At 40.4% G+C, this 20,916-nt stretch carries 20 protein-coding genes, 1 tRNA gene and 1 riboswitch; of the genes, 17 read left to right on the top strand and 4 right to left on the bottom strand.

Annotated features, from left to right (window positions below; all coding sequences use genetic code 11):
* Positions 1-168 precede the first annotated feature (168 nt).
* Positions 169-1,299 carry a M20 metallopeptidase family protein gene (locus QMG11_RS08905; RefSeq protein ID WP_281835290.1) on the bottom strand — a complete coding sequence of 377 codons (1,131 nt, stop codon included), beginning with the start codon at positions 1,297-1,299 and terminating at the stop codon, positions 169-171.
* 258 nt (positions 1,300-1,557) lie between these two features.
* A riboswitch (Lysine riboswitch) is annotated at positions 1,558-1,740 on the top strand.
* Positions 1,741-1,860: 120 nt separating this feature from the next.
* Here QMG11_RS08905 and lysA point away from each other — a divergent pair.
* The 14 genes from lysA (at position 1,861) to QMG11_RS08835 (ending at position 15,929) form a co-directional block, all read left to right on the top strand.
* On the top strand, positions 1,861-3,162 hold the full coding sequence (gene lysA, locus QMG11_RS08900) for a diaminopimelate decarboxylase (RefSeq protein ID WP_281835288.1): 1,302 nt from the start codon (positions 1,861-1,863) through the stop codon (positions 3,160-3,162).
* A gap of 35 nt (positions 3,163-3,197) precedes the next feature.
* Complete coding sequence (locus tag QMG11_RS08895) at positions 3,198-4,400, top strand: aspartate kinase (RefSeq protein WP_281835285.1); 1,203 nt, start codon at positions 3,198-3,200, stop codon at positions 4,398-4,400.
* Between the two features lie 10 nt (positions 4,401-4,410).
* Positions 4,411-5,226: a diaminopimelate epimerase gene (gene dapF, locus QMG11_RS08890; RefSeq protein WP_281835283.1), complete on the top strand. Its 816-nt coding sequence runs from the start codon at positions 4,411-4,413 to the stop codon at positions 5,224-5,226.
* A gap of 43 nt (positions 5,227-5,269) precedes the next feature.
* Positions 5,270-6,265, top strand: a complete 996-nt coding sequence (locus QMG11_RS08885; protein WP_281835281.1) for an aspartate-semialdehyde dehydrogenase — start codon at positions 5,270-5,272, stop codon at positions 6,263-6,265.
* Between the two features lie 41 nt (positions 6,266-6,306).
* On the top strand, positions 6,307-7,194 hold the full coding sequence (gene dapA, locus QMG11_RS08880) for a 4-hydroxy-tetrahydrodipicolinate synthase (RefSeq protein ID WP_281835277.1): 888 nt from the start codon (positions 6,307-6,309) through the stop codon (positions 7,192-7,194).
* Positions 7,195-7,222: 28 nt separating this feature from the next.
* Positions 7,223-7,960, top strand: a complete 738-nt coding sequence (dapB, locus tag QMG11_RS08875) for a 4-hydroxy-tetrahydrodipicolinate reductase (protein WP_281835275.1) — start codon at positions 7,223-7,225, stop codon at positions 7,958-7,960.
* 80 nt (positions 7,961-8,040) lie between these two features.
* Positions 8,041-8,748, top strand: a complete 708-nt coding sequence (gene dapD / locus QMG11_RS08870; protein WP_281835273.1) for a 2,3,4,5-tetrahydropyridine-2,6-dicarboxylate N-acetyltransferase — start codon at positions 8,041-8,043, stop codon at positions 8,746-8,748.
* A 9-nt stretch (positions 8,749-8,757) separates the two neighbouring features.
* Positions 8,758-9,897: a pyridoxal phosphate-dependent aminotransferase gene (locus QMG11_RS08865; protein WP_281835271.1), complete on the top strand. Its 1,140-nt coding sequence runs from the start codon at positions 8,758-8,760 to the stop codon at positions 9,895-9,897.
* Between the two features lie 765 nt (positions 9,898-10,662).
* Entirely contained in the window at positions 10,663-11,370 is a 708-nt protein-coding gene (locus QMG11_RS08860; protein ID WP_281835269.1) for an amino acid ABC transporter permease, read from the top strand.
* Positions 11,363-12,091, top strand: a complete 729-nt coding sequence (locus QMG11_RS08855; protein WP_281835267.1) for an amino acid ABC transporter ATP-binding protein — start codon at positions 11,363-11,365, stop codon at positions 12,089-12,091. The genes QMG11_RS08860 and QMG11_RS08855 overlap by 8 nt, the downstream gene beginning before the upstream one ends.
* A gap of 219 nt (positions 12,092-12,310) precedes the next feature.
* Entirely contained in the window at positions 12,311-12,451 is a 141-nt protein-coding gene (locus QMG11_RS08850; RefSeq protein ID WP_281835265.1) for a hypothetical protein, read from the top strand.
* A gap of 21 nt (positions 12,452-12,472) precedes the next feature.
* Positions 12,473-13,855 (top strand): argininosuccinate lyase, encoded by a 1,383-nt coding sequence (argH, locus tag QMG11_RS08845; protein WP_281835263.1) that lies wholly within the window; start codon positions 12,473-12,475, stop codon positions 13,853-13,855.
* 4 nt (positions 13,856-13,859) lie between these two features.
* Positions 13,860-15,086, top strand: a complete 1,227-nt coding sequence (locus QMG11_RS08840; RefSeq protein WP_281835261.1) for an argininosuccinate synthase — start codon at positions 13,860-13,862, stop codon at positions 15,084-15,086.
* A 99-nt stretch (positions 15,087-15,185) separates the two neighbouring features.
* Entirely contained in the window at positions 15,186-15,929 is a 744-nt protein-coding gene (locus QMG11_RS08835; RefSeq protein WP_281835259.1) for a basic amino acid ABC transporter substrate-binding protein, read from the top strand.
* Positions 15,930-16,191: 262 nt separating this feature from the next.
* On the opposite strand, the gene QMG11_RS08830 is transcribed toward QMG11_RS08835, so the two are convergent.
* Positions 16,192-16,285, bottom strand: a tRNA-Sec gene (locus tag QMG11_RS08830).
* A gap of 414 nt (positions 16,286-16,699) precedes the next feature.
* Here QMG11_RS08830 and mgtE point away from each other — a divergent pair.
* A complete protein-coding gene (mgtE, locus tag QMG11_RS08825; protein ID WP_281835257.1) occupies positions 16,700-18,028 on the top strand; it encodes a magnesium transporter in 1,329 nt (442 codons plus the stop codon).
* A 28-nt stretch (positions 18,029-18,056) separates the two neighbouring features.
* On the opposite strand, the gene QMG11_RS08820 is transcribed toward mgtE, so the two are convergent.
* Together QMG11_RS08820 and QMG11_RS08815 are read right to left on the bottom strand one after the other, a co-directional pair.
* The gene (locus QMG11_RS08820) at positions 18,057-18,446 is read right to left on the bottom strand and encodes a hemerythrin domain-containing protein (protein ID WP_281835255.1); all 390 of its coding nucleotides are present in this window, start codon (positions 18,444-18,446) and stop codon (positions 18,057-18,059) included.
* Between the two features lie 204 nt (positions 18,447-18,650).
* Complete coding sequence (locus QMG11_RS08815) at positions 18,651-19,427, bottom strand: HAD family hydrolase (RefSeq protein ID WP_281835252.1); 777 nt, start codon at positions 19,425-19,427, stop codon at positions 18,651-18,653.
* Positions 19,428-19,619: 192 nt separating this feature from the next.
* Here QMG11_RS08815 and QMG11_RS08810 point away from each other — a divergent pair, with 192 nt between their 5' ends.
* Both QMG11_RS08810 and QMG11_RS08805 read left to right on the top strand, forming a co-directional pair.
* Positions 19,620-20,186, top strand: coding sequence for a chromate transporter (locus QMG11_RS08810; RefSeq protein ID WP_281835251.1), 567 nt, complete (start codon positions 19,620-19,622; stop codon positions 20,184-20,186).
* Positions 20,186-20,749: a chromate transporter gene (locus QMG11_RS08805; protein ID WP_281835250.1), complete on the top strand. Its 564-nt coding sequence runs from the start codon at positions 20,186-20,188 to the stop codon at positions 20,747-20,749. The genes QMG11_RS08810 and QMG11_RS08805 overlap by 1 nt, the downstream gene beginning before the upstream one ends.
* The last annotated feature ends 167 nt before the right edge of the window (positions 20,750-20,916 follow it).

Here is a 20,916-nt window from a genome sequence, read left to right as displayed (position 1 = left end):
TATATTAATGCATTAAAAAATTGAGGTATGTAGCAGTATTTCCAAGGGTGCATTATGATCTTCCAATTCCTAAGAATAAAAAGGATTAATTCAAGAATACAGAAAATGAGGCACCTTCAAGATAGCTAATATTATATAGGAGTAATTATCCAAAGAAAAAAATGAATGTTAGATTAATTTTATTTTCTTGGATAGGAGGGTATACAACTCAATTCCCTTTAGAAGAACTTTCTCATCGAAATTAAACTTGGAGTTATGAAGGGGGGCGGTAAATCCCCTTTCTTCGTTTTTAGTTCCCAGGAAGAAGAAGATACCTGGAACAGCTTCCTGGTAGTAGGAGAAATCCTCAGCAAGCATCAAAGGCTCTATATCGGAGAGGTCAACCAACTCCTCTATCTGACTAAAGAGGTGAGCATCGTTTATTACAGGAGGATACAGGATGTTTATGTGGCAATTTATCCTGACACCGTAGGACCTTTCAAAACCTTCATTTATCTCACCTATCCTCCTTAAGATATCGTCTAAAATCTTTCTGGAAAAAGTACGTATTGTACCCTCTATCCTTGTATTTTCAGCAATAATATTTCTTACTGTTCCCCCCTCTATCCTTCCAAAGGTGATAACAGATTGGGAAAGAGGTGAAAGACTTCTTGAAACTATGGACTGATATGCCTCTAGAAGTTTTGCAGTGACTAATATAGAATCTACTGCTGTCTGGGGCATGGCTCCGTGACCACTTTTTCCTATAATATCTATATCTATCTCTGTGGACTGAGCCATCATAGCTCCCTTTTTAGATGCAACAACTCCTTCCTCTAGCCCAGGAAAGAGGTGAGCTCCAAATATACCCTTTACATTGTATTTTTCAAGGAGTCCCTCACTAACAATATCCTTTGCTCCTCCTGGTCCCTCCTCAGCAGGCTGGAATATAAGGAGAATATTTTTATTAAATTTTTTATAGGATTTAAGGTGATGGGCAAAACCTAAAAGCATAGACATATGGCCGTCGTGACCGCATGCATGCATGTGTCCTTTATGGAGGGACTTAAATGAGCAGTTGGTCTCCTCTGTGATGGGGAGAGCATCTATATCTGCCCTGAAAGCTACAGTATCGGAGCCCTCTCCCTCAATATATACATATACTCCTGTACCACAAATTATTTCAGGCTTATAGCCCATTTTTGTAAGAACCTCTATAAGGTACTCCTGTGTTTTTACTTCGCTATACCCTATCTCTGGAATCTGGTGAAGCTCCCTTCTATACCTTGTGACCTCTTCCAATAAATTATCTATATTCATTACCTTTCCTCCTTAAACAGCTAATTCCTAATAATATCGTAGTTTATAGAGATTATAGTGTTCAAAATTGGAAAAAACAAGTTTTGTTTTATTTTAATTTTAGAACCAAGTTATTTTTAGTGAAAAGGAGAGAAAAACTGAGGAATGAAGTCGATTTCACACAAATTATATAAATTTTAAAACAAAATCATATATAGAGTATATTTTACTTTGGAGCAATAATCAAATAGAATGAATGAAATTAAAAACTAATACGAAATTAGTAATAGAGGTCGCAGAGATTATCAGTAGATATATGAAGGACAGGCAAGTCCAATGCAGTATATTGAAAGGGAGATCTGCCGAAGTTGTATCCTAATGCCGAGGGATGCTGCTGGGGCTGTAGTTAAGAGCTGCAGAACTGTCATTATTTTTTAGAAATAATGGGGTGCTATTCATACTTAACTATAATTTTTTTGTGATTATAAGTCGGTAGGAATATATCCTAGCGACTTTTTTTTATTAAAGAGTTTAAAATTTGGATAGGCTTTACTAGTTGAGGTTAAAAATTAGGGGGGAGTCATGAGAAGATTTGGAACGATGGAAGTGAAGGAAAATCTATTGCATATAGGGGGGATAAGTACCGAGAAATTAGTGGAAGAATATGGTTCTCCCCTCTATGTGATGGATCAGTGTCTGATAGAGGAGAATATGAATAAGTTTAAAAGGGGATTTCAATCCAATAAATTCCAGACTGAAATAATCTACGCATCCAAGGCTTTTCTAACTATGGCCATGTGTCAGTTGGTGGCCAGAGAGGGTCTGAGTATGGATGCAGTATCAGGGGGAGAGGTATTTACAGCAAGGGAAGCTGGATTTCCCATGGAGAAGATATACTTCCACGGAAATAATAAGGGAGCAGAGGAAATAGAGCTGGCTTTAGAATCTAAAGTGGGAACAATTATTGTGGATAACCCGGGAGAGCTGGAATTATTGGAGGAATTATGCAGAAAAGGTAACTCGAAAGTTAGAATACTTTTGAGGGTGAATCCAGGTATAGAAGCTCATACCCATGAGTACATCCAAACCTCAAAATATTGCTCTAAATTTGGAGAATCAATTTTTGACGAAACAATAGAAGGGTTCATAGAAAGAGCTTCCAAAAGTCAATATATAAGCTTAGATGGCTTTCATTGTCATATAGGCTCTCAAATATTTGATGAAGCTCCATATCTGGTAGCCATAGAAACAATGGTGGAGTTTGCAGCAAAAATTAAAAGGAAAACAGGGTATAGCGCAAAAGTTTTAAATATGGGAGGGGGATTTGGAGTCTACTACTCTAAGGGAGATGATGCCCTGGATATAGAAGATATCACCTCTAAGATGATAGAGCACCTGGAGAGGAAGATAGATGAATATCAAGTGGAGATTGAAAGGGTAATGATAGAACCAGGTAGAAGTATTGTGGCAAATGCAGGGACCACTCTTTACAGGGTAGGGGGACTAAAGACTACCTACAGCGGAAAAAAATATGTATTTATAGATGGAGGAATGACAGATAACATAAGGCCGGCACTCTATCAGGCAGAGTATGAGGGAAGTATAGCAAATAGGATGACCGATCCCACGACGGAGCTGGTAACAGTTGCGGGGAAGTGTTGTGAATCGGGGGATGTGATAATGAAGGACACCCTGCTACAAAAATGCCAGGTAGGGGACATCTTAGCGGTAGGTTCTACCGGGGCCTATAACTACAGTATGGCAAGTAACTACAACAGGATAACCAAACCAGCAGTTGTATTTGTAGGTTCTGGAGAGAGTAAGCTGGTGGTAAAGAGGGAAACTTATATGGACCTGATAAAAAATGATATTAAGTTATATTAGATAGGGTCATTTAATATTGAGCTAGGGAGGAAGGTATGAGGATAGTACAAAAATACGGGGGAACATCGGTAGGGACCATTGAAAAGATTAAAAATATAGCCGAAAGTCTGGTGGAGCAAAAAAAACAAGGAAGGGAACTGGTAGTTGTGGTATCAGCCATGGGAAAGACAACAGATGCCCTTCTTGCCAAGGCAGGTTCTATAACTTCCAAACCAAATAAAAGAGAGCTGGACAGATTACTTTCTGTGGGGGAGCAGGAAACCATAGCTCTCCTTACCATGGCACTAAATGAATTTGGAGTAGGTGCCATATCTCTTACAGGTTATCAGGCAGGGATAGAAACCACTGGGATACATACTAAGAGTAAGATTAAGAGTATCGACTCTAAAAAGGTTGAGAAGTATCTGGCTGAAGGGAAGATTGTAATTGTGGCGGGATTCCAGGGGATAAATGAAGCTGGAGATATAACAACCCTGGGAAGAGGAGGATCCGACACCAGTGCAGTGGCTCTAGCAGCAAGTCTTAACTGTGAGTGTGAGATATACACAGATGTAGATGGAATATATGGAGTGGATCCAAGAGCTTATTCTAAAGCTAAAAAGATAGATGAGATAAGTTATGAAGAGATGATGGAGATGTCCAGTTTAGGAGCAGGAGTAATGGAAGTAAGAGCAGTGGAGCTAGGAAAAAAATATGGTGTACCAATCTATGTTGGGAGAACACTTTCAGATAAAAGGGGGACAATGATCGTGGAAAGGAATTTGGATATGGAGGAGAAGGTTATTACAGGGCTTGGGATAACAGACAATATAATACTTACTACTCTAAAATCTCTTGAGAACACTCCGGAAAATATATCGGATATTTTTGAGGCGCTGGGGGAGGCAGGGGTCAATATAGACATGATAAGCCAGACCCTGGTGGAAGGGGGCGGACTGAACCTGTCCTTTACATGTCCAGATAATGAGCTTAATCTCCTTGAGGAAGCTTTGGACAGAATAAGGAGAGAACTGGGAGAGGTTCAGGTAGAGGAGCACAATCACTTTACCAAGATATCTCTTGTGGGAATAGGGATGATGAGCCATCCTGGTGTAGCAGGAAAGGTGTTTAAAGTATTTGCAAGGGAAGGAATAAGATTTTATCAGGTAACCACATCTGAGATAAGCATCTCCTATGCAATAGATCCAAAGGACAAGGAAAGAGCTGTACACGCTCTGGCAGAAGCATTTAATCTATAAGGGGTGAAAGATGAGATTTGAAAAATACCATGGTCTAGGGAACGACTTCATTATATTAAATATAGAGGATGTAAGGGGAAGAAACCTTTCGGAGCTTGGAAAAAAAGTTTGCCACAGAAACTTTGGAATCGGTGCAGATGGGATGATAGTCTTTGAAAGGAATGACAGAGGAATAGTGATGAACTTCTACAATGCAGACGGTACAACAGCTCCCATGTGCGGCAACGGGATAAGGTGTTTTACCCATTATATGAAGAATAATGGCTTGTTTTCAGGAGATAGTGTGAGTATACAGACTGGTGCTGGAGAGATGAGGGTCACTATAACAGAGGGCACCGAGTTTATGGTGAGGGTCAATATGGGAAGACCTATTTTTGAAGGAAGCGCTATACCCATAAGAGAGGAAGCCCAGGAATATATAGAAAAGGAAATAGAGGTAGATGGAGAAAAAATAAAGGTCTCATCCCTCTTTATGGGAACAACCCACACAGTGATATTTGTAGATGATTTAAAGGGGGTAGATGTAGAAAAACTAGGCCCCAAGATAGAAAAATATGAACTGTATCCAGTGGGAACCAATGTAAACTTCTGTGAGGTGAAATCCAGTCAGGAAGTTCATGTAACAACCTGGGAGAGGGGGGCAGGAATGACCCTGGCATGCGGTACAGGAGCCTGTGCAGCTGCAGTCATTGGAAACAAGCTGGGAAGGTTGGAGAAAGATACCAAGGTCGTAGTACCTGGGGGAGAGATGTATATAGAAGTTGAAGAGGATGTCTTCATGACTGGACCAAGTGTAAAGATAGCAGAGGGAGAGTTCCTCTTATAGAGTTACAGAATGACAGACCAAAGATGATTAATGAGGAGGAAAGATGGGATATAAAGTAGGTATAGTAGGAGCAACAGGACTTGTGGGGACTACATTTTTAAAGGTGCTTGAGGAAAGAGATTTTCCCATCGATGAGCTCTACCTTTTTGCCTCTGCAAGGTCAGCAGGTAAGCAGGTGGAGTTTAGGGGAAAAACATACACAATAGAGGAGCTGACGGAAAGATCCTTTGACAGGGAGATGGACTATGCACTATTTTCAGCAGGGGGAGATATCAGCAAAAAGTACTCACCTATAGCATCAAGGAACAATGTGGTAGTAATAGATAACAGCAGCGCATTCAGGATGGATGAGGATGTACCCCTTATTGTACCAGAGGTGAATCCAGATGCAGCAATGAAGCACAAGAATATAATAGCCAACCCAAACTGCTCTACAATTCAGGCAGTGGTACCCTTGAAGGTCCTGGATGACAGGTGGAGCATAAAGAGAGTAGTGTACTCAACCTATCAAGCGGTATCGGGATCGGGACTTGCTGGAATAAGAGACCTGGAAGATGGAATAAGGGGAGAGGAGCCTAAAAACTACCCACATCCTATAGCTTACAACTGCCTTCCCCATATAGACGTATTCATGGAAAATGGAAATACTAAGGAAGAGGAGAAGATGATAGGAGAAACGAGAAAGATCCTGGAGAAGCCCAATCTTCCAGTAAGTGCCACATGTGTGAGAGTACCTGTGAAACACGGACACTCTATCTCTGTAAATGTTGAGCTTGAAAAAGAGTTTGAGATAGAGGAGGTAAGGAGGGCACTTTCAGAAACTCCAGGAATAATTTTGATGGATGACCCATCTAACAATATCTACCCCATGCCAATCTCTGTAGAGGGGAAGGATGAGGTCTTTGTAGGAAGAGTGAGAAGGGATGAAAGTCTGGTCAGCGGACTGAACCTGTGGATAGTGGCGGATAATATAAGAAAGGGTGCTGCAACAAATACAGTGCAGATAGCGGAGCTGTTAATTAGAGAAGGTAAAAATTAAAGAGGTCATTAATAGGAATTAAGAATATCAAGGGGGACAAGATGAGTATATTTAGAGGATCGGGAGTAGCTATAGTAACACCATTTTATGAGGATCATACTATAAACTACAATAAGCTGAATGAACTGATAGATTTTCATGTGGATAATGGAACAGATGCAATAATAATAGCCGGGACAACTGGAGAAGCTTCAACAATGAGTATAGGTGAGCAGATAGAACTTATAAGAAGGTGTTGTGAATATACCAATAAAAGGATTCCCGTAATAGCAGGCTCTGGAAGCAACTGTACTGCAGAGGCCATAGAATTAAGTAAGGGAGCAGAGGAGGCAGGAGCAGATGGCCTTCTTGTGGTGACACCATACTACAACAAGGGGAATAATGAAGGGATTATGAGGCACTTTAAGGAGATAGCAGGAAGTGTTGAAGTTCCCGTTATCCTCTACAATGTGCCTTCGAGAACAGGAGTAAACCTTTCAGTTAAAGTCATAGAGGAGCTAAGCAGGGTAGAAAACATAGTGGGGATAAAGGAAGCAAGCGGAGATATCTCCTATGTAGCTGAGATTGCCAGAAGGTGCCCGGAAGAATTTGATATATACTCTGGAAATGACGATATGATAGTGCCGGTACTGTCCCTTGGAGGGAAGGGAGTAATATCTGTAGTGGCTAATATCGAGCCCAGAAAGACCCATGATATAGTAATGGACTATTTAGAGGGAAGGATAGATAAATCCAGAAAGGAACAATTAGCTATAAATGGTTTTGTAAACTCCCTCTTTATAGAGGCAAACCCTATTCCAATAAAGAAAGCTATGAATCTGGCAGGCTATGGTGTGGGGCCTTTAAGGCTTCCCCTGTGTGAGATGAGTCAGGAAGCTACAGCTGAGATGGTAAAGGAGATGGAAGGTGTAGGTATAGAGATAAAGTAGGAAAATTCAAAAGAACAGGAGTGGGATTATGAATATAGCAGTTTATGGCGCTGGAGCTATGGGGAGATTGGTAGCAGAAGGTCTAATAGAAGATGACAGATTTAACTTTGTAGGGATGATAGACAAAAAAGCTTCAGGGGAGTTGGTCTATGAATCTTTAGAAAGTATTCCACAAGATATAGAGGGGATAATAGATTTTTCCCATCCCTCTAACTTAGAGGAGCTTCTTACCTTTGTAAAATTAAAGGAGATACCATTACTCATAGCAACAACTGGATTTACAGATGAAGAGATAGGAAGGATAGAAGAAGCAGCCAAGGAAGCTCCCATAATCTTCTCCTATAATACATCCCTTGGAGTGAATCTCTTAGGGGAGCTGGTTAAGCAGATGGCAGGAGCTCTGGGAGAAGGCTTTGACATAGAGATAATTGAAAAGCACCACAATAAAAAGTTGGATTCCCCAAGTGGAACAGCCAAATTTTTATTGGACAGAGTGGTGGAAGGCCACCCAGAAAAACTGTCGCCTGTATATGGGAGAGAGGGGATGGCAAGAAGGGAAAGAACCGAAGTAGGTGTTCATGCAGTGAGGGGCGGAAGCATCGTAGGAGAGCACTCTGTAATCTTCGCCGGAGAGGATGAAATTGTGGAGATAAAGCACGAAGCCCTGTCCAAAAAGATATTTGTAAGGGGAGCTCTAAAGGGGATCTACTTTTTAAGAGATATGGGAAATAATCTATATACCATGAAGGATGTGCTGGGCCTTTAATAGAGCCATGATAAATTCTAGGATAAGATGAAGAATAGATAAAAACAACATAAAAAATCTTTAGAAGAAAAGGGGAAATGATGGAAAATTTAAATAATGCAAGAGAGATAATAAACTATATAAGAGATTCGAAGAAGGTAACACCAGTAAAAGTATATATGAACGGTAACTTTGAAAGTTTAAACTTTGAAGGGTGTAAGGTTTTTGGTGAGGGAAGCTCCAGGGTGATCTTCGGAGAGTGGGAAGTAATTAAAGAAGTAATCAGTGCAAATGAAGACTCTATAACAGATTATGTAGTGGAAAATGACAGAAGAAACTCAGCTATCCCAACCCTGGATCTCAAGGGTATAAATGCAAGGATAGAACCTGGGTGTGTAATAAGAGACAAGGTAACTATCGGAGATAATGCTGTAATTATGATGGGTGCAAGTATAAATATAGGATCGGTAATCGGACCGGGAACAATGATAGATATGAACGCTGTACTGGGAGGAAGAGCTACTGTAGGTAAAAATTGTCATATAGGGGCCGGTGCAGTTCTTGCCGGGGTAATTGAACCGCCTAGTGCTACTCCTGTAATAGTGGAAGACGATGTCCTTATAGGTGCCAATGCAGTGGTGCTGGAAGGTGTAAGGATAGGTAAGGGAGCTGTGGTAGCAGCTGGTGCCATAGTAACTGAGGATGTAGAGCCGGGAGTAGTGGTAGCTGGAAGCCCTGCCAGAGTAATAAAGAAAGTAGATGAGAAGACTGAAGAAAAAACTCAGCTGGTAGAGGATCTGAGAAGGTAGGGGATGGTTATGAACATCAATTCTAAATTAAAGGAATTAGAGCCAAATTATATAAGACACGTATTGGCCAAAAGCCAGGAGATAGAGGGCTCTATAAATCTAACAATAGGAGAACCAGATTTAAAAACCGCAAGAATTGTTTTGGAAAAATCAGCAAAATATATGCTGGAAACTCAGCTGTGTTACTCTCCATTGGGGGGAGTTGTAGAATTCAGAGAGGAGATAGCGAAGTTTTATAACAATCAGTATGGATCCAGTTATGACAGGGATAATGTGCTGGTAACGGTAGGATCCACAGAGGGGATTTCAACAGCACTGAGAGGAATACTGAATCCAGAGGATGAAGTGATAGTTGTAAAACCAGCTTATCCACTATATGGCGGCCTTATTACACTATCGGGGGCTAAGATTGTTTATGTAGATAGTACGGAGAATGGCTATAAGGTGAGTGCTGATATCTTAGAGGGGGCAATTACTCCTAAAACTAAGGCAATTATATTAAACTATCCTTCAAATCCATGTGGAACAATATTATCTGAGGAAGAGGTAGAAAAGATCTCAAGGCTTGCAGTGGAAAAAGATATCTATTTAATTTCAGATGAAATATACAGTGAGTTAATTTTTTCTGGAAATAAATTCTACTCTCCAGCTGCAGTAAAGGAAGTAAGGGATAATCTGATAGTGGTAAATGGGTTTTCTAAGTCCCATTCCATGACGGGATGGAGAGTAGGTTACATATTGGCCAACAAAACTCTAAGAAACCACCTGTTAAAGATAAGTCAATATACAATTAGTACCCCTTCTACCCTTTCGCAATACGGGGGACTGGTAGCACTAAAAGAAGATATCAATTTAGAAGATAATTTAAGAAAGTATGAGGAAAGAGCTCTATACATATATAACTTATTAAAAAAGATAGGCTTTGAAGTGGTAAAACCTGAGGGGACATTCTATGTATTAGCTGACTATTCAAAGTTAAGCAGTCTAAATTCTTTGGATTTTTCTATGAAACTGCTAGAGGATACAGGGGTAGCAGTGGTACCAGGAAAATCCTTCGGGGTAGAGAACTGCATAAGAATATCCTGCACCCAGGAACTTGAAGTATTGGAAGAAGCAGGAAAGAAGTTGGAAGAGTACTTTAAAGGTTAAAAGAGATAAAAAATTCTTATAAGGAGCAGGGGGATCCCTGCTTTTTTATTATTAAGGAAAGTATAGAATTTATTAAAAATTTTTATGAAGTAATTAGTATTCCAACAGATTATTGGGATGCAACGTCACGTTGCTTTTTTATATGAAAAATATCAGATTCAAAAGTTGTTTATTATAGAAAATTATATTTTAATTGTGAGAGGGGCTCTTTAGGGGGCATTCTATATGCTGTATTGAAGGAGCAAGGATCTCTCTATCATATAGCAAAAAGCTTAATAGAAGGCAAGATTTGATACTTTTCCAACAAAGATTGTACATTATGTAGGTACAACGTTAATAAAAAAATGTTGACAGAAAGGGATTATAATGGTAAACTTATTTCTAATAAAAGATAATTTAAGAAAACAACTTGAGAAGTAATATGGTTGATGAAGAATGAAGCAGGTTAAAGATTTTAAAAGAGGAGGAAGTCAAATGCTTAAGTTAAGGAGTAGAATGAGGAGAAATAGAATACAAAACTATAATTCTTATCTAATTTCGATAGGCTTAAATTGACATTTAAATTCTTTTGCAAAGATTGGGGGAAAGCGATACCCCATGAGTATAACTGAGTAGAGAGAGAGAGTTTAAGCCAGAGGTAGATTGTACCTGCTGGCTTTTGTTTTTTCTTAAGGAAGAGTGTCTGGTCAGCCGTTTTGTAGATAAGGTTACAAAAGCTGGCCGGACTTTTTTTATTAACATTGGAAGAATAAGTAGGAGGAAGAGATGTACTTACAGACATTGACAGAGATATTTTTTAAAGATTCAAGATACATGTATATATTAAAGGGATTGAAGTTTTCCATAGGAGTAACCCTGTTTGCAGCGGTCATCGGGATAGTATGGGGAATTCTACTAGCTATGATGAAGCTGTCTCACTTCTATCCCTTCAAGGGGATAAAGCAGCTGGAGAAGGTAAATCCATTGGAAAGATTTGCACTGGGGTATGTGGATATTGTGAGAGGAACTCCAGCAGTGGTGCAGCTAATGATTTTGGCCAACATAATATTTGTAGGAAAGCTTAGAAATACGCCCATACTTGTGGTGGCAGGGATAGCCTTTGGGCTGAACAGCGGAGCCTATGTAGCGGAAATAATAAGAGCGGGAATAGAGGGGCTGCCAAAGGGACAGATGGAAGCAGCAAGAGCATTGGGAATGAACTATCCAACAGCAATGAAGGAGATAATAATCCCACAGGCAGTAAAAAAGATACTGCCAGCTCTTGTAAGTGAGTTCATAGCTCTTCTGAAGGAAACTTCCATAGTAGGATTTATTGGTGGAGTGGATCTGCTGAGATCAGCTAATATAATTACCAGCCAGACATACAGAGGAGTGGAGCCGCTTCTGGCAGTGGGGTTTATATATCTAATGTTGACAACGATGTTTACAAAGTTCATGAGAAAAGTTGAAGGGGGGTTGAAGGTAAGTGATTAAGATAGAGGGGTTACATAAAAGTTTTGGAGAATTAGAGGTATTAAAGGGGATAGATAAGCATGTGGAAAAGGGAGAGGTAGTAGCTGTAATAGGACCTTCCGGGTCTGGGAAATCAACATTTCTAAGATGTATAAACAAGCTGGAGGAGCCCACTAAGGGAAGCATTCTCATAGAGGGTCAGGACATTATGGAGAAGGCTACAAATATCAATAGTCTACGTCAGAGAGTGGGGATGGTGTTTCAGCACTTTAACCTTTTTCCACATAAGAATGTCCTTGAAAACCTTACACTGGCACCAATGAAGGTTAAGAAGCAGGGAAAGGGAGCCATGGAGGAGAAGGCTATGAGTCTGCTGGAAAGAGTGGGGCTGGCTGATAAGGCAAAGGCTTATCCTAACCAGTTGAGCGGGGGACAAAAACAGAGAATAGCCATAGCAAGAGCCCTTGCAATGGATCCACACATCATGTTATTTGATGAGCCGACAAGTGCCCTTGACCCAGAGATGGTAAGAGAGGTACTGGATGTAATGAGAGACCTGGCCACCGAGGGGATGACGATGGTTATTGTAACCCATGAGATGGGTTTTGCTAAAAATGTGGCTAACAGAGTGATGTTTATGGATCAGGGGGTAGTAGTGGAAGATGGTGATCCCATAGAGATATTTGAAAATGCCAAGAGCCAGAGAACAAAGGAGTTTCTGGATAAGGTACTGAACCACTAAAAATAGCAGTAGTAGAAATTTTCATATGGATTTTAATAGACAGGGAGAAGAAAGATGAGGAAAAACAGGATGAGGTATAGGAAGAATTAAAAACAGAATATTGATATAGGAAACTGTAATTTATCTTGGAGTAGGAGCCTGGATGATGACAGGCTCCTTTTTTATACAAAAAAATAGAAAATAAATGAAAAACAGGAAAAAACAACATGGAGAAGAAAGATGAAAAAGATGATAAATATATTAGTGGTAATAACGGCAGTGATCTTTACACCAGGTGGAGGAAGTGTAGAGATGAAAGGTATCAGAAACCTGCAGAGAAGAATTTTTGTGGGAGGTAGTTGTGTCCTTATCGGTGGATAGAGTAGAGAAAGGGGGAAAAGTTTGAAGTTATGGGGAGGAAGATTCGTTGAAGGTTCCAGCAAGATACTGGAGGAGTTCAATGCATCTATAAATTTTGATAAGAGAATGTATGCTGAAGATATAGAGGGAAGTATAGCTCACAGCAAGATGCTGGCTAAACAGGGTATAATTTCATCTGAGGAGCAAAGGGCTATGAAAGATGGTCTCCTGGAGATAAAGGAAGAGATAGAAGCAGAAAACTTTGTCTTCCATATAGAAGACGAAGATATCCATATGGCTATAGAAAAAAGACTTATAGAAAAGATTGGTCAGATAGGAGGGAAGCTCCACACAGCAAGAAGCAGAAATGATCAGGTGGCTGTAGATATAAGGATGTATCTGAAAAAGGAGGGAACCCTTATAAAGAAGCTTCTCGAAGAGCTTATGGGATCGATTCTGAATAAAAGTATTGAAAATAAAGAGGTAATAATGCCAGGTTATACTCACCTGCAAAGAGCTCAGCCTATATCGGCAGCTCACCACTTTATGGCTTACTTTCAGATGTTTAAGAGGGACTATGAAAGGCTGGAGCAAAGCATAGAAAGGATGGATGAACTGCCACTGGGAGCAGGAGCACTTGCAGGGACAACTTACAATATAGACAGAGAGTTTGTAGCCAAGGAGCTGGGGTTTGAAAAGGTAACTGAAAACTCCATAGACACAGTGAGTGACAGAGATTTCATCATAGAGATGAACTTTGTAATATCAATGATCTCAATGCACCTATCGAGATTTTGTGAGGAGATAGTGGTATGGTCGACTACCGAGTTTTCCTTTGTGGAGATGGCAGATACCTACTCCACTGGATCCTCCATCATGCCACAAAAGAAAAATCCCGATGTGGCAGAGCTCATAAGGGGAAAGACCGGAAGAATATATGGAAACCTTGTGGGGATAATGACGGTGATGAAGGGGTTGCCCCTTGCTTACAATAAGGATACCCAAGAGGACAAGGAGGGGATCTTTGATTCTATAGATACAATAAAGATATCCCTTGTGATATTCAAAGAGATGTTTGAAACAATGAAGATAAATGCAGATAGGATGTATGAAAATCTAGAGGGAGGATTCATAAATGCCACAGATGTGGCTGATTACCTGGCTAAGAAGGGAGTTCCCTTCAGGGAAGCCCACAGAATAGTAGGAGAGATAGTGGTTTATTGTGAGGTAAATAAGAGGAAGATATCTGAACTGAAGCTAGGGGAGTTCAAGGAGTTTGATGAAGCCTTCGGAGAGGATATCCATAAAAAGATAAGTCTGGAAAGCTGTGTATGGGAGAGAAATTCCTACGGTGGTACAGGGAGGAAAGCTCTTGAGGTACAGATGAATAACGGGAAGAAATATCTAGAGAAAATAGGGGGATAAAACAATGAATGAAAAAAATACAGTTAAAGAAAAGGTAGTGCTGGCATATTCAGGGGGGCTGGATACATCTATAATCGTACCATGGCTTAAGGAAAACTATGATCTAGAAGTAATAGCAGCCTGTATAAATGTAGGACAGGACGACGATATGGAGGAGGTAAAGGAGAAAGCCATATCTTCAGGAGCAAGCAAGATATATATAGAAGAGGTAACTGAGGAGTTTCTTTCAGATTATGTTTTTAAGGCACTAAAAGCCGGGGCTATGTATGAGGGAAGATATCTTCTGGGAACAGCCTATGCTAGACCTCTTATGGCAAAGAAGCTGGTAGAGATAGCCCACAAGGAGGGGGCTAAGTATATATGCCACGGGTGTACAGGTAAGGGAAACGACCAGGTAAGATTTGAAGTGGGAGTAGCCTCCTTTGATCCTACAATAAAGATAATAGCTCCGTGGAGAGAGTGGGATATAGAATCCAGAGAGGATGCCATAGATTATGCCCAGTCCAAGGGGATAAAACTCAGCGTAACCAAGGAGAAGATCTACTCCAGAGACCAGAATATATGGCATATCAGCCATGAGGGGGGAGAGATAGAGGGCCTTGGAAATGAACATATGGAGGAGGACTTCTATATGATGACCACACCACCTAAGGATGCTCCAGATGTAGAGGAGTATGTGGAGGTAGAGTTCTATAAGGGAACTCCAGTGGCGGTAAATGGAGAGAAGTTAGGAGCGGTAGAGTTGGTGTCTAAGCTAAATGAGATAGGGGGAAGAAACGGTATAGGAATTATAGATATTGTGGAAAACAGACTGGTAGGAATGAAATCCAGAGGGGTCTATGAAACACCAGGGGGAACGATACTTTATAAGGCTTTAGAGGACTTGGAAAGTATCTGTATGGACAAGGAGTCGTGGGCATTTAAAAAGAGTATGGCTCTAAAGTATGCAGAACTTACATACAATGGTCTATGGTTCAGCCCATTGAAGGAAGCTATGGACTGTCTTGTGGAAAAGCTTCAGGAGGGTGTAAGCGGTACGGTAAAGCTAAAGCTCTATAAGGGAAATATAAAGGTGGCAGGAAAGTGGAGTGAAAATGCTCTCTATGACGAGGAGGTTTCATCCTTTGGAGCAAGTGATCTTTACAACCACAGCGATGCAGAGGGGTTCATAAAGTTATTCTCACTGCCTAGCAAGATAAATGCAATGATGAAGCAGAAAAAAGGTTTATAAGTATAAAGGTTTAAAAGTTTTGGCAAGAAGATAACGTTTTTTATTAGAGAAGAGTGCCGCAATAAATTTTATTGAGGTTAGCTCTAGGGAGGGAGAAAGATGAAGAAGATACTGGGAATATTAATGATAATGTTGTTAGCAGCTTGTGGAACCAAGGAAGAGACTAAAAAAGAGGAGCAGAAGACCTATGTGGTAGGGATGAGTGCTGACTTTGCTCCATTTGAGTACAGAGAAGGTGGAGAAATTGTAGGTTTTGATGTGGATCTGGCAAAGGAGATAGAAAAACAGGCTGGAATAAAGTTAGAGATTCAGGATATAGCCTTTGCAGGACTTCTTCCGGCTTTACAGACAGGTAAGATAGATGCGATAATTTCTGGAATGTCTGTGACCGAGGAAAGAAAGAAGGCAGTAAACTTTTCCAAGGCATACTTTAATGTAAGCCAGGTAATTATAGTAAAGAAGGATGATACCAGTATCACCAGTGGAGAGGACCTTCCTGGAAAGAATGTGGGAGTTCCTTTGGGGACAACAAGTGATACCCTGGCTGAGGGAATAGAGGGGATAAACCTTACTAAGTATAATAAGGCCTATGAAGCAATCTTAGCTCTTAACACTTCTAAGATAGATGCTATTATCCTAGACTATCAGCAGGCAGTAAACTTTGTAGGACAGAATCCTGAACTGAAGATACTACCAAAGGAGCTTGCAAAGGAGGAGTATGCTATAGCTATAAGTAAGGAGAATACAGAGCTTCTGGAAAAGATAAATGGCGCTTTGGATAACATTATTGGAAGCGAGTTTTACCAAGAGCTTCTTGAAAAATATATAGTGGAAAACGAATAATATTTAGATTGCAAAACTGTATAGTAAAGTTAGTTGCAGCCAATTTAAAAACAAGTAAAGAAGAGGGTTTTAAACCCTCTTTTTTTATCTATCGTATTTCATCCCTACTTAAAAATAATAACAAGATAAAGGGTGAAAATACACCCCTGCCTCCAGCATCGGTATGCCTAAAAACCGACCGGAAGAGCGTGGGGGTCAAAAAATAAAAATACAGGGATTTTATATTAAATCCCTGTATATCAAAGTAAATTATATTTAAGTTTGGCGGAAATGTGTAGGAATCGAACCTACCGACGACTCACGCCGCCCACACGGTTTTGAAGACCGGGGAGAACACCAGTTGCTCATCCACTTCCATTGCTTACATGAAGAGTATAGCACCTTTCAGAGGAGGTGTCAACGGTTTTTTCAATAAAAATACATTTAAAACAAAAAAACATCTTAATATTCAAAAAAGATACTAAAAACTAAATCTGAAATCATTAAATTACATTTTCTCTTAAACCTTAAAAATAATCTAAGTTAAACTTAATGTCTCCATCTTAAAAAAATCTGCTATACTCTTCAAGTTGACTTTAAGTATATTTAATATTAAATAAGTTGGCGATAATAAGAATTAGAGTTAAAATTATACTGAACAGACAATTATTGAATGGAGGTGAGGGCCATGGAGGGCGCCGGTAGAAGCAAAGATAAAGTACCCATAGAAAAAAATACGCATTTGAGAAGCCGTGGTCCGATCCCGTGCTTCTCATAAGAAGGAGCAGATTATGGTAAAAAGACTATTAGATGAGAGAAGATTTTTAGAGTTAAAGGATCACCTGAAGGAGATGAACTCGCCGGACATAGCAAATATGCTAGAGGAGATGGATAAGGAGGATCTTTTAATTGTTTTTAGACTTCTGGAGAAGGACAGAGCTGCAGATGTCTTTTCCTATATGGAGGTTGAGAGGCAGCAGTACCTGGTGGAAAATATCCGTGAGGGAGAAGTGGAGAATGTAATAAACAGCCTCTTCCTGGATGATGTGGTAGATTTCCTTGAGGAGATGCCCGCCAATGTAGTAAAGAGGGTGTTGAAGCTTACTCCAACTGAGAGAAGAAGCAATATCAATAAGCTCTTAAAGTACCCGGAGGATTCGGCTGGCTCCCTTATGACAGTGGAGTTTATGGCACTCAAGAAGTCCATGACAGTGAGGGAAGCCCTGGATGTGATAAGATCTGTAGGTAGAGAGAGTGTCAGTATCAACACCTGCTTCATTACAGACAGGACCAAGAAGCTTGAAGGGGTACTGAGTCTAAAGGATATAGTTCTTGCCAAGGAGGATGAGGTAGTAGAGGAGCTCATGGAGAGGTTCCCAGTTACAGTAAAAACTGTAGATGACCAGGAGGATGTAATCAAGGCTTTTAAAAAGTATGACCTGGACCTTGTAGCTGTGGTGGATGTAGAGGAAAAGATGGTAGGGGTTATCACTGTGGATGACGTTATCGATGCTCTAGAAGAGGAGAATACAGAGGACATCCAGAAGATGAATGCCGTGGAACCCATGGAAACTGAGTATAAGAAAACAGGAATATTCAGCCTGGCAAAACACAGAATAGTGTGGCTCTTTGTACTTATGATATCAGCAACCCTTACTGGAAGGGTAATAGGAAGGTATGAAGAGGTCCTTGAAAATGCAGTTATTCTGGCGGCCTTTATTCCTATGCTTATGGATACAGGGGGAAATGCAGGATCTCAGGCCTCCTCCCTTATAATAAGAGGCCTTGCCCTGGGAGAGATAGAGAAGAAGGATCTGCCAGGAATAATCTTTAAGGAGATGAGGGTGGGGGTCCTTGTAGGACTTGGACTTGCTACAGCCAACTTTCTGAGGCTGGCTTTCTTTGAGAAGATAGATCCCATGGTAGCTATGGTTGTGTGTTCCACACTTGTTTTCACAGTTACTACAGCTAAAACAATAGGTGGAACCCTTCCAATTATAGCAAAGACACTGAAGCTGGATCCTGCTATAATGGCAGCACCTCTTATCACTACCATAGTAGATACAATATCTCTCTTGATCTACTTCTACTTTGCAACGACATTCTTAAAATTAGTATAGAAAAAGGAGGGGCCGTAGGGCTCCTCCTCTATTTATTTGGAAAATGTCTTTTAAAGGTTGGGTAGAGTTCCCTCTCCTCCTTGGTAATCCGGTAGATGAGTTTATCTATTATCACACCGGCATCCCCTCTAAAATTTTCTCCCTTAAACTCATACTTATACTTAGCATAGAAATCCATTATATCACTTGATATCCTTCCCATCTCCTCCTCAAAGGAGTTGGATATTTTTTCCGTTGCCTGGAGGCTTCTGAGAGCCGGGTAGAGTTCATTGTCCTCGGTAATGAGGTGGGAGATAAGCACCCTCTTTAACTGGCTGAAGTGCTGATTTAAGATCTCAATATCATCGTTTACCTGGATCTTCTTCAGGTGTAGTCGAATCTCATTATGTTCTCTGTGTAGCTGCTCTATTAATCCCATAAAACCTGCTCCTTTATATTTTCTTAATAGATTAATACCATAAAACTCTTCCTATCCTTTAAATGATCTGGGAATATTCCAAAGAAAAAAGCAGCTTAGTAAGCTGCTTTTTTTATTATTAAGGAAGGGATAGAATTTATAAAAAAGCTAAATGAAATAATGAATGCTCCAACCGATTATTAGGATGCAAGGTCACATTGCTTTTTAAGCTCCTATAACATTTTCAAAGAGGAACTTTGCTACTCCATCCTCTTCATTGGTAAGGGTAACGTGATCTGCTACCTCCTTGATGGCAGTCTCGGCATTCCCCATGGCCACTCCCACACCACAATCCCTTATTATCTCAAAGTCGTTGTGGTCGTCTCCAAAGGCAATAACATCATCTATGTGGTAGTTTTTCATATCCACTATCTTCTTTATACCGCTGAGCTTTGTATTCCCCCTGGCCATTATCTGAGCAAACTCTCCTCCGTCTGTTCTGAGGAAGGCGCATGAAGGGGGAAGGGTCTGGATAAATCTTTCTAACTCCTCCTCGGTCATAGCTCCAACCCTTACCAGAAACTTAGGGGTTCCCTTAAGGTCAACCTCTCTGAAATCAACCTTTAAAGCAAACATCTCCTTGTTATAGGCCTCATCGTAGAAGGAGGTGTAGCTGTCTCTTCCCTGCTCCACAGAGAAATAAATCTTTGGATGGTTGCCTTCCAGGTACTCTATTATCACTCTTGTATCCTCAGGGGAGATAAAATTTTTAAACATTGTTTCCTCTCCCTTATTGATGAGAGCGCCATTGGAGGAGATGATTATATCCCCGTGGAACTCCTCTGGAAGAACCTCATATATCAGTCTTGGGGGTCTGGCACTGTTAAAGATCAGTGTTTTCCCAGCCTCTCTGCACTTCAAAAGAATATTTTTGGAAAAATCAGATACTGTTTTATTATCTCTAAGGAGTGTACCGTCGAGATCAAAAGAAATTATCTTCAAAATATCACCTCATAACTCCCCTAAGGGGGTCTCTTTCATTTACTAAATCAACTATCAAACACTATATATTCTAGCATTCTATACCATGCAAGTCAAGAAACAGTATAAGGTTTTTCTAAGGGGAGAGGAGTGGCATTTATAGGGGATATAGGATATAATAGTTTTATATAACTTACAGAAAAGAGGTTTGCAATGTTGATTTTAGATTTATTTTTAACTTTTTTTAAGATCGGTGCCTTCACCTTTGGGGGAGGGTATGCCATGATCCCGTTAATTGAAAGGGAGATTATAAATAATAAGGGATGGATAGAGGAGGAGGAGCTTCTGGAAGTAATATCCGTCTCCCAGATGACTCCCGGAGTTATTGCCATAAATGCTGCTACCTTTGTAGGGAAGAAAACCGCAGGACTTTCTGGGGCTATAATCGCCTCTATAGCTGTTATACTGCCGTCCCTCTTTATTATCTCCTTCATAGTTCACTTTGTGGCAGATAGCTTTACCTCCCCGGTGGCTAAAAAGATCCTTACAGGAGTAAGGGCAGGGGTAGTGGCCATGATATTTAAATCTCTCATAAGGCTCTTTAAGAGTTCAGCCAATACTCCCATGGGAGTGGTTATATTTATCTTTACCATGATATGCTTAATATTCTCACTGCTTTCTCCCATTAAACTTATAGTTATGGGGGCAGCATTTGGTCTTATCCTCTATACCCTCCTGCCTGGTGTGGCTCTCAGGGCTATGGGAAGGGGGGCTGAGTAATGTTATATATACAGCTTTATGCAGTTTTCTTTAAGATAGGATTATTTACCTTTGGAGGGGGGCTCTCTATGCTTCCCCTAATAGAGAAGGAGCTTCTCTTGAGGGAGTGGATGACCAGAGGCGAGTTTCTTGATCTGGTGTCGGTGGCTCAGATGACTCCCGGTGCCATAGCAGTAAATTCAGCTACCTATGTTGGTAACGACCTTCTGGGATTTTGGGGAGGAATAGCAGCTACAGCAGGGGTAATTACCCCATCTATAGTTATTATCCTTATCCTGGCGACGATCCTCATGAGGTGTAAGGGTAATGTCTATAAGGACGCCTTCTTCCTGGGGCTGAAGCCCATTACCGTGGGACTTATAGGTTATGCAGGATATACCATAGGAAGAGCTACATTTATAAAGACTCCTCCCAGCGGGATAGTGAGGTTTCTCTCCGACTATTCGGTGAACTACCCTGCCATCGGAATATTTATTCTGGCCTTTATAGTCCTTACTAAAACCAAGATAAACCCCATATGGATGATATTTATGTCGGGAATCCTCGGCTTTGTCTTCCTTTAAATTAAAACCAGCTGTGGCTGGTTTTTTTATTTGTACCATCAGAAAAACACAGGTTCTCAGTAGGGGGTGCTTCTTGCTTTAAGGTTCTCTTTACTCCTAGAGCCCTTTACTTTTAGATTTTAAAAGTTATCCTCGGGTTAATTTTAGGTTTTCTTAAGTTTTTTTAA

The organism is Propionigenium maris DSM 9537 (assembly GCF_027925155.1).
GTDB classification, from domain to species: Bacteria; Fusobacteriota; Fusobacteriia; order Fusobacteriales; family Fusobacteriaceae; genus Propionigenium; species Propionigenium maris.
This window is presented reverse-complemented; position numbering and strand designations above follow the sequence as displayed.

What these genes read in the sequence shown, in the direction of transcription:
- QMG11_RS08905 (WP_281835290.1), bottom strand. Translation starts at nt 1,299, where the DNA reads ATGAATATAGATAATTTATTGGAAGAGGTCACAAGGTATAGAAGGGAG.
- lysA (WP_281835288.1), top strand. Translation starts at nt 1,861, where the DNA reads ATGAGAAGATTTGGAACGATGGAAGTGAAGGAAAATCTATTGCATATA.
- QMG11_RS08895 (WP_281835285.1), top strand. Translation starts at nt 3,198, where the DNA reads ATGAGGATAGTACAAAAATACGGGGGAACATCGGTAGGGACCATTGAA.
- dapF (WP_281835283.1), top strand. Translation starts at nt 4,411, where the DNA reads ATGAGATTTGAAAAATACCATGGTCTAGGGAACGACTTCATTATATTA.
- QMG11_RS08885 (WP_281835281.1), top strand. Translation starts at nt 5,270, where the DNA reads ATGGGATATAAAGTAGGTATAGTAGGAGCAACAGGACTTGTGGGGACT.
- dapA (WP_281835277.1), top strand. Translation starts at nt 6,307, where the DNA reads ATGAGTATATTTAGAGGATCGGGAGTAGCTATAGTAACACCATTTTAT.
- dapB (WP_281835275.1), top strand. Translation starts at nt 7,223, where the DNA reads ATGAATATAGCAGTTTATGGCGCTGGAGCTATGGGGAGATTGGTAGCA.
- dapD (WP_281835273.1), top strand. Translation starts at nt 8,041, where the DNA reads ATGGAAAATTTAAATAATGCAAGAGAGATAATAAACTATATAAGAGAT.
- QMG11_RS08865 (WP_281835271.1), top strand. Translation starts at nt 8,758, where the DNA reads ATGAACATCAATTCTAAATTAAAGGAATTAGAGCCAAATTATATAAGA.
- QMG11_RS08860 (WP_281835269.1), top strand. Translation starts at nt 10,663, where the DNA reads ATGTACTTACAGACATTGACAGAGATATTTTTTAAAGATTCAAGATAC.
- QMG11_RS08850 (WP_281835265.1), top strand. Translation starts at nt 12,311, where the DNA reads ATGAAAAAGATGATAAATATATTAGTGGTAATAACGGCAGTGATCTTT.
- QMG11_RS08840 (WP_281835261.1), top strand. Translation starts at nt 13,860, where the DNA reads ATGAATGAAAAAAATACAGTTAAAGAAAAGGTAGTGCTGGCATATTCA.
- QMG11_RS08835 (WP_281835259.1), top strand. Translation starts at nt 15,186, where the DNA reads ATGAAGAAGATACTGGGAATATTAATGATAATGTTGTTAGCAGCTTGT.
- mgtE (WP_281835257.1), top strand. Translation starts at nt 16,700, where the DNA reads ATGGTAAAAAGACTATTAGATGAGAGAAGATTTTTAGAGTTAAAGGAT.
- QMG11_RS08820 (WP_281835255.1), bottom strand. Translation starts at nt 18,446, where the DNA reads ATGGGATTAATAGAGCAGCTACACAGAGAACATAATGAGATTCGACTA.
- QMG11_RS08810 (WP_281835251.1), top strand. Translation starts at nt 19,620, where the DNA reads ATGTTGATTTTAGATTTATTTTTAACTTTTTTTAAGATCGGTGCCTTC.
- QMG11_RS08805 (WP_281835250.1), top strand. Translation starts at nt 20,186, where the DNA reads ATGTTATATATACAGCTTTATGCAGTTTTCTTTAAGATAGGATTATTT.